Annotated in this window: 6 protein-coding genes and 1 tRNA gene; 6 read left to right on the forward strand and 1 reads right to left on the reverse strand. The window is 68.4% G+C overall.

From position 1 onward, the window contains the following. Nucleotides 1–127: 127 nt before the first annotated feature. Nucleotides 128–1774 carry an AbgT family transporter gene (locus tag ACFWFR_RS15520; protein ID WP_377623560.1) on the reverse strand — a complete coding sequence of 549 codons (1647 nt, stop codon included), beginning with the start codon at nucleotides 1772–1774 and terminating at the stop codon, nucleotides 128–130. Nucleotides 1775–2130: 356 nt separating this feature from the next. Between ACFWFR_RS15520 and ACFWFR_RS15525 the strand changes: the two genes are divergently transcribed. The 6 genes from ACFWFR_RS15525 to ACFWFR_RS15550 all read left to right on the forward strand — a co-directional run bounded on the left by ACFWFR_RS15525 (nucleotide 2131) and on the right by ACFWFR_RS15550 (nucleotide 7232). After that, a tRNA-Trp gene (locus ACFWFR_RS15525) sits at nucleotides 2131–2203 on the forward strand. 104 nt (nucleotides 2204–2307) lie between these two features. Then, nucleotides 2308–2583: a preprotein translocase subunit SecE gene (gene secE, locus ACFWFR_RS15530; protein WP_377623561.1), complete on the forward strand. Its 276-nt coding sequence runs from the start codon at nucleotides 2308–2310 to the stop codon at nucleotides 2581–2583. A 126-nt stretch (nucleotides 2584–2709) separates the two neighbouring features. Further along, nucleotides 2710–3513 carry a transcription termination/antitermination protein NusG gene (nusG, locus tag ACFWFR_RS15535; RefSeq protein ID WP_191801430.1) on the forward strand — a complete coding sequence of 268 codons (804 nt, stop codon included), beginning with the start codon at nucleotides 2710–2712 and terminating at the stop codon, nucleotides 3511–3513. 75 nt (nucleotides 3514–3588) lie between these two features. Beyond that, nucleotides 3589–4020 (forward strand): 50S ribosomal protein L11, encoded by a 432-nt coding sequence (rplK, locus tag ACFWFR_RS15540; protein WP_191801428.1) that lies wholly within the window; start codon nucleotides 3589–3591, stop codon nucleotides 4018–4020. 124 nt (nucleotides 4021–4144) lie between these two features. Next, nucleotides 4145–4861 (forward strand): 50S ribosomal protein L1, encoded by a 717-nt coding sequence (gene rplA / locus ACFWFR_RS15545; RefSeq protein WP_191801426.1) that lies wholly within the window; start codon nucleotides 4145–4147, stop codon nucleotides 4859–4861. A gap of 328 nt (nucleotides 4862–5189) precedes the next feature. Further along, a complete protein-coding gene (locus tag ACFWFR_RS15550) occupies nucleotides 5190–7232 on the forward strand; it encodes an alkaline phosphatase family protein (protein WP_377623562.1) in 2043 nt (680 codons plus the stop codon). Nucleotides 7233–7315 lie beyond the last annotated feature (83 nt).

Consider the following 7315-nt stretch of genomic DNA (forward strand, 5'->3'; position numbering starts at 1 on the left):
GCGCTCGCACCGCGAGCGACCGGCCTCTCGTCGTGTCCTCGTCGTGTCCTCGTCGCGTCGCCCGGGAGGACCCGGGGTGGGGCGACGCCGGGCCCGACGACGTACGCTCCGCCGTCGGGCCGCTGCCTCACTGCAGGTAGATCTCCGCTCCTGGGCCCAGCGGCAGCCCCAGCAGGTACCAGCCCACGAGCAGCGCGGTCCACACGAGAAGCAGCGCGACCGTGTAGGGCAGCATGAGCGAGATGATCGAGCCCACACCGACCTTCTTGCGGTACCGCTCGGCGAAGATGACGATGAGCGCGAAGTACGGCATGAGCGGGGTCGCGACGTTGATCGGCGAGTCGCCCACGCGGTAGGCCGCGACCGCGAGGTCGGGCGAGATGCCGAGCTGGATGAACAGCGGCACGAAGATCGGGGCGAAGATCGCCCACTTCGGCACCACACCGCCGATGAAGATGTCGATCACGGCCGTCATCGCGATGAGGCCGATGATGAGCGGGACCGTCCCGAGGTTCGCCTGCTCGAGGGCGTCGGCCATGTTCACGGCCGCGACCGTGCCCAGGTTCGAGTAGTTGAAGTAGGCGATGAACTGGCTGATGATCAGCAGCAGGAAGATCAGCCCGGACAGGCCCGCGATGGTCTTCGTCATGGGGTTGATGACGTCCATGCTGTTCTTGATCGTCCCTGCGCCCTTGCCGTAGCACAGGCCCATGACGAAGAAGTAGATCAGGATCAGGAAGATGATGCTGCCCATGAGCGGCGAGCCCTCGATGAGGCTGCCGGTCTCGGGGTTGCGCAGCGGCCCCCAGGACGGGAGCGCCAGCAGCAGGACGAGCGCGGTGACCCCGATCAGGCCGAACCCGGACCATCTGAGCCCGCGCTTCTCCGCGGTGGTCAGCTCGCCCGAGGGGGCTGGCGCGGCCGCGCCGCCCGAGTCGTGGTCGTCGGGCGCGGGAGCCTCGTCCTCGCGGTAGGTGCCCAGGCGTGGCTCGACGAACTTCTCGGTCACGAGGGTCGCGACCAGGGTCACCACGATGGTCGAGACGATCGCGAAGTAGAGGTTTCCCGTGATCGAGACGTGCTGCGCGGGGTCCGCGATCGACTCGTTGGTGATCTCGGCGAGCATGCCGTCGATCGGGGTGATGAGGAGGTTGACGCCGAACCCGCCGCCCACGCCCGCGAACGCCGCGGCCAGGCCTGCGAGCGGATGTCGGCCGAGCGTGTGGAACACCGCGGCGGCGAGCGGGATGAGGACCAGGTATCCGGCGTCGGTCGCGATCGAGGACAGGACGCCCAGGAAGACCACGATGAACGTGATGAAGCGCGCCGGCGTGACCCTGACGAGGCGCTTGATGAAGGCGCCGATCAGGCCGACCTCCTCGGCGAGCCCGACGCCGATCATGGCGACGACGATCACGCCGACGACGCCGAACCCGTTGAAGTTCTCGACCGGCGACGTGAAGATGAACCGGATCCCGTCGGCGCTCAGGAGCGACTCGACCGAGACCGTGACCTGCTCCACGTGGGGGTCTTCGCTCTGGTAGGGCGCGTCCCCGATGAGCTCCTCGCCGCTCGGCTCGACCTGCTCGGCGACCTGCGCCTGGTCGAACGTGACCGAGGTCCCGGCGAGGTAGAACGCGTGCGAGAGCACGATGATGAGGGCGATGAGGCCCAGGAAGATGATGGCGGGGTGCGGGACCTTGTTCCCCACCCGCTCGATCCCGTCGAGCATGCGCTCGAGGGGGGTGCGACGTACGACCGCGGCTTCCGACATGTCGCCCTCTCGTGTCCCGGTCGCCTCGTGCGGGGTGCGCGAGGACTCGGTGGTAAGTATTGCGAGGAGAACGTGTGGACGTGCGGTGAATCACCGGGAGCGGGCGATCGAATGCCGGACGGGCGGGTGAGATCTGCGGGCGGTCGTCTAGCGTGGGTCGTGAAGGACGGTCGCGACGGGTGCTGAGAGGTGCTTCGTGTGCGGTCACCTGGTGGGGCCCGGCGGGCTCCGGCGGGGCGTGACGAGGGCCGGTTCGACCACGGCGCTCGGTTCGCGTACAGTATTCCTTCGGTGGCAGGTGCCCACCCGATGATCTCTGCCTTCTGGGTAGGTTCTCGGGGTGGCGCTGATCACGAAGGGCAGTGGCGCAATTGGTAGCGCAGCGGTCTCCAAAACCGCAGGTTGCAGGTTCGAGCCCTGTCTGCCCTGCAAGGCGTCGTCCCCCCGGGGGCGTGCGCGTAGTCCGGTAACGGGTTACACCACGAAAGGTCAGCATCGGTTTCGGTTTCAACGTCACGTAGTGGGGATGAACAGTGAGCGAATCGCCATCAGAGGCGCTGGGTGCTGAAGGCGTGCGCGCCGGCGGTGACAAGAAGAAGGGCGACGCGAAGAAGGGCAACATCTTCTCGCGGATCGCCCTGTTCGTCCGCCAGGTGATCGCCGAGCTCAAGAAGGTCGTCACCCCCACTCGTTCCGAGCTGATCACCTACACCACCGTCGTCCTCGTCTTCGTGGCCGTGGTCATGGCGTTCGTGACGGTGCTCGACTTCGGGATCGGCAAGGCCGTCCTGTGGGTCTTCGGGGACTGATCCCCGGAGGGCGCCTCGTGCCGCGAGCATCTCGCGGCACCGCACGAGTACGCGCCCGGAGCGCGAGGACCGTGAGCGGTCCCGTCAATAGCATGTTCGAGTAGTCAGCAGAAAGCAGGTTCGTTCGTGTCCCAGGAGTCGCTGGACCAGGCGGAGAACGTCGATCCCACCGAGCCCGTCGCCGAAGGCGCCGAGGTCGAGCTCGACGCACCCGAGGCTGCCATCGACGAGGTCGAGGCGGACGACGAGGAGCTGGACACCGAGACGGACGAGGAGCCGGCCGAGGCCGACGACGAGCCCCGTGTCGACGAGGACGGCGACATCCTCGACGACCTCGACCCGGTCGAGGAGTTCAAGAAGGACCTGCGCACCAAGCCGGGCGACTGGTTCGTGATCCACTCCTACGCGGGCTACGAGAACCGTGTGAAGGCCAACCTGGAGAACCGCATCCAGAGCCTGAACATGGAGGACTTCATCTTCCAGATCGAGGTCCCCATGGAAGAGGTCGCGGAGATCAAGAACGCGCAGAAGAAGATCGTCCGTCGCGTCCGCATCCCCGGCTACGTCCTGGTCCGCATGGACCTGACCGACGAGTCGTGGGGCGCAGTGCGCCACACGCCCGGTGTGACGGGCTTCGTGGGCCACACCCACCAGCCGGTGCCGCTGACGCTCGACGAGGTCTTCTCGATGCTCGCCCCGACGATCGAGCCCAAGGCCGAGGCCGGCAAGCCGGCAGCGTCGGCCAAGGCCCCCTTCGAGGTCGACTTCCAGGTCGGCGAGTCGGTCACCGTCACGGACGGTCCGTTCGACACGCTCCCCGCGACGATCTCCGAGATCAACGCCGAGGGCCAGAAGCTCAAGGTCCTCGTCTCCATCTTCGGCCGGGAGACCCCGGTCGAGCTGTCGTTCAACCAGGTCGCCAAGATCTGATCCTGTCGGACGACAGCACCTGCAACCGGGTCATCGCCCACGGCGTCGGCCCAGACACAGAAAGCACGGAATCTCATGCCTCCCAAGAAGAAGGTCTCTGGGCTGATCAAGCTCCAGATCAAGGCCGGCGCAGCAACTCCCGCCCCGCCGATCGGCCCCGCGCTCGGTCAGCACGGCGTCAACATCATGGAGTTCTGCAAGGCGTACAACGCCGCGACCGAGTCGCAGCGCGGCAACGTCATCCCCGTGGAGATCACGGTCTACGAGGACCGCTCGTTCACCTTCATCACCAAGACCCCCCCGGCTGCTGAGCTCATCAAGCAGGCTGCCGGCGTGGACAAGGGATCGCCGACCCCGCACACGGTCAAGGTCGCGAAGCTGACCTCCGCCCAGGTGCGCGAGATCGCTCAGACCAAGCTCGAGGACCTCAACGCGAACGACCTCGACGCCGCATCGCTCATCATCGCGGGCACCGCTCGCTCCATGGGCATCACGGTCGAGGGCTGACCCAGTTCCACCCCCAGCCTCCGGGCTGAACCTCATTTTCATGAGCCCGCCGGTCTCTGACCAGCGGGCAGTGGCAGGGTCCGCGCGGATCCGTAGACCACGACTGCTCGACAAGGAGAAGCAGATGGCAACGCGCAGCAAGGCATACCGCGCCGCAGCGGAGAAGATCGACCGCGACGAGCTCTACACCCCGCTCCAGGCGGTTCGTCTCGCCAAGGAGACGTCGCCCACCAAGTACGACGCGACCGTCGAGGTCGCGTTCCGTCTCGGTGTCGACCCCCGCAAGGCGGACCAGATGGTTCGTGGCACGGTCAACCTGCCTCACGGCACCGGTAAGACCGCCCGCGTCCTGGTCTTCGCGAACGGCGAGAAGGCGGAGCAGGCTCGTGCAGCCGGCGCCGACATCGTCGGTGGCGACGAGCTCATCGAGAAGGTCGCCGCAGGCTACACGGACTTCGACTCCGCGGTCGCGACCCCGGACCTCATGGGCAAGGTCGGTCGTCTCGGTAAGGTCCTCGGCCCCCGTGGTCTGATGCCGAACCCGAAGACCGGCACCGTGACCATGGACGTCGCGAAGGCCGTCGAGGACATCAAGGGCGGAAAGATCGAGTTCCGCGTCGACAAGCACTCGAACCTCCACTTCATCATCGGCAAGGTCTCGTTCGACGAGAAGGCGCTCGTGGAGAACTACGCCGCAGCGATCGAAGAGGTCCTGCGTCTGAAGCCGTCCTCCTCCAAGGGCCGCTACATCAGCAAGGCGACGCTCTCGACGACGATGGGCCCCGGCATCCCCGTGGACCCGTCCAAGGCGACGAAGCTCCTCGAGGAGGACGCGGCCTGATCAGCCCGTTCTCTTCCTGACCGACGGCGTCTCTCCCCTCACGGGGAGGGGCGCCGTCGGTCTTTTCGTCGTGGGGCGGGATGAGCGCCGCCGTGCCGGCTCGGGCGGTGCTGCGTGCCGCCGTCGGACGGGGACTAAATGTCTGGTATGTGCAGCGGGTAGCCCAGATCCAGACCCGCGCGACGCAGACGTTCACGGCCCCGATCGTCCCGGTTCATCCCTGGTCTGCCTGGCACGGTCAGAGTGATGCCTGTCTGGACAAGTGAGTCTCGCGGCTCGTCCGGACACCGCATCCATGACGTGCACCATGACGACTGAAGGGTTGGACATGCGCAAGATCGCACACCTGGCACTCGCCGGGTCGCTGGCAGCAGGGACGTTCCTCGTCCCGGCCGCCGCCTTCGCCGCCGACGGCGAAGCCCCCGTGCTGCAGGGAACTCGTACGGACAAGACCCTCGTGATCGGGCTCGACGGGGCTCGGCTCGACAAGATCGAGGCTGCCTCGACGCCGAATCTCCACGCGCTCATGCAGCGCGGGACCTCCGGCCACAGCCTGCTGTACGCCACGAGCGACGCGACCGAGGTGAGCCAGCGCGGCGCCCAGACGGTGTCGGGCGCGGGCTGGTCCACGATCCTCACGGGCGTGTGGACGGACAAGCACAACGTCCGCGACAACACGTTCGCCGGCAAGAACTACGCGCAGTACCCGAGCTTCCTCGACCGCCTCGAGCAGGTCGACCCGAGCATCGCGACGTTCGCGGCCTCGACCTGGGCCCCGATCACGTCGTCGGCGAGCAACGGCGACATCATCTCGGACGGGATCGACCTGCGGCTCGCGACGGGCTCGGACGTCAAGACCGAGCAGGCCGCGATCACCTACCTGGGGACGCAGAACCCCGACGTGTCGTTCCTCCACCTCGACGACATCGACGGGGCCGGTCACAGCCACGGCGCGGACGCCGCGGAGTACGCGGCCGAGCTCGAGGTGCAGGACGCGCGCATCGGCCGCATCCTCGCCGCGATCGACGCGCGACCCACGCGCGCGGCCGAGAGCTGGAACATCATCGTGACGGCCGACCACGGCCACCTGCCGAAGGGTGGGCACGGCGGTCGGGCGCAGACCGAGCGCGCGACGTTCGTCATCGCGGCGGGCGACGGCATCGAGCCCCGCGGGCGGCAGGAGAACCTCGCGATCACCGACATCGCGCCGACGGTCGTGCGACAGGCGGGCGTCACGGTGGACCCGGCGTGGGGTCTCGACGGCACCCCGATCGGCGACGACGTCTCCGACGACTTCGACACCCTGCGTCCCGCGCTCTCGCCGCGGGTCGACGAGACGGGTGTCCCCGCCGGGACGCTCGGGTTCACGACGACGGCTCCGACCGGCTGGAGCGTCGACAACTCCGCCATGCCTTCGGGTGGCGTGACCGAGTGGCGGGGCTGGTCGTTCACGACCCAGGCGTTCTGGTCCGCGGCCGAGTCCGGTCAGGCGCGGGAGAACTTCACGCGGGGCCGCGACGTGATCGCGGTCGCCGACTCGGACGAGTGGGACGACAAGGCCCACGGCGCGGGAAAGTTCGACTCGACTCTCGTCACGCCGGACTACGCGGTCGCGGGCAAGGAGCAGGCCGTGCTGACGTTCGAGCACTCGTACCGCCACGACCGCGTGCAGGTCGCCGAGGTCCTCGTGAGCTTCGACGGCGCCGCGCCGGTCCAGGTGGCCTCGTTCCCTGCGAGCGACAACGGGAAGCGCACGATCGTCACGGACGTGCCGGTCGGGGCGAAGACCGCGCAGTACCGCTTCCACTACAGCGGCACCAACGACTGGTTCTGGGCTCTCGACCAGGTGCGGTTCACGGCGCAGGGCGACACGGAACCCGCGGGGGCCGAGGGCATCGCGCTCGAGGCGGTCGTGGAGGAGGTCGTGGCCGAGGGCAAGCTCTCGATGACCGTCGCGGGTGACGGTGCGCCCGTGCGGCTCGCGGGCGGGCTCGACGGCGACCACCTGGCGTACACCGCGGCACTTCCCGTCGTGAGCGTCTCGGACACGCGTCGTGACGCTGCGGGCTGGGCGGTCTCGGGCCAGTCGACCGCGTTCTCGGCGGGGTCGACGACGTTCGGCGCGGACCGGCTCGGCTGGGCACCGCGCCTGGTCGTCGACAAGCCGGGCGTGACCGCCGGGCAGCGGATCTCCTCGGCGCAGGGCGGGGGAGCAGGGCTGTCGACGCCGCAGACCCTCGCGGGTGCCGACGCGATCGGCCGCAAGGGCACGAGCGACGTCACGGCCGACCTCGCTCTCGAGCTGCCGGCCGACACCGCTCCCGGCTCCTACGGTGCGACGCTGACTGTCTCGCTCTTCCCGGTCGACTGACGTCTCGCTGAGCCGCCGCGCCGCCGGTCGCCCCCTTGCGGCCGGCAGCACGGAGCCGCCCGGCTCTCCTTCCCTGGGGGAGG

Origin of the sequence: Oerskovia sp. NPDC060287 (genome assembly GCF_042726775.1) — a bacterium.
GTDB classification, from domain to species: Bacteria; Actinomycetota; Actinomycetes; order Actinomycetales; family Cellulomonadaceae; genus Oerskovia; species Oerskovia merdavium.

Excerpts from the sequence above, each read along its gene's own strand:
- ACFWFR_RS15520 (WP_377623560.1), bottom strand. The coding sequence starts at position 1,774 with ATGTCGGAAGCCGCGGTCGTACGTCGCACCCCCCTCGAGCGCATGCTC.
- rplK (WP_191801428.1), top strand. The coding sequence starts at position 3,589 with ATGCCTCCCAAGAAGAAGGTCTCTGGGCTGATCAAGCTCCAGATCAAG.
- rplA (WP_191801426.1), top strand. The coding sequence starts at position 4,145 with ATGGCAACGCGCAGCAAGGCATACCGCGCCGCAGCGGAGAAGATCGAC.
- ACFWFR_RS15550 (WP_377623562.1), top strand. The coding sequence starts at position 5,190 with ATGCGCAAGATCGCACACCTGGCACTCGCCGGGTCGCTGGCAGCAGGG.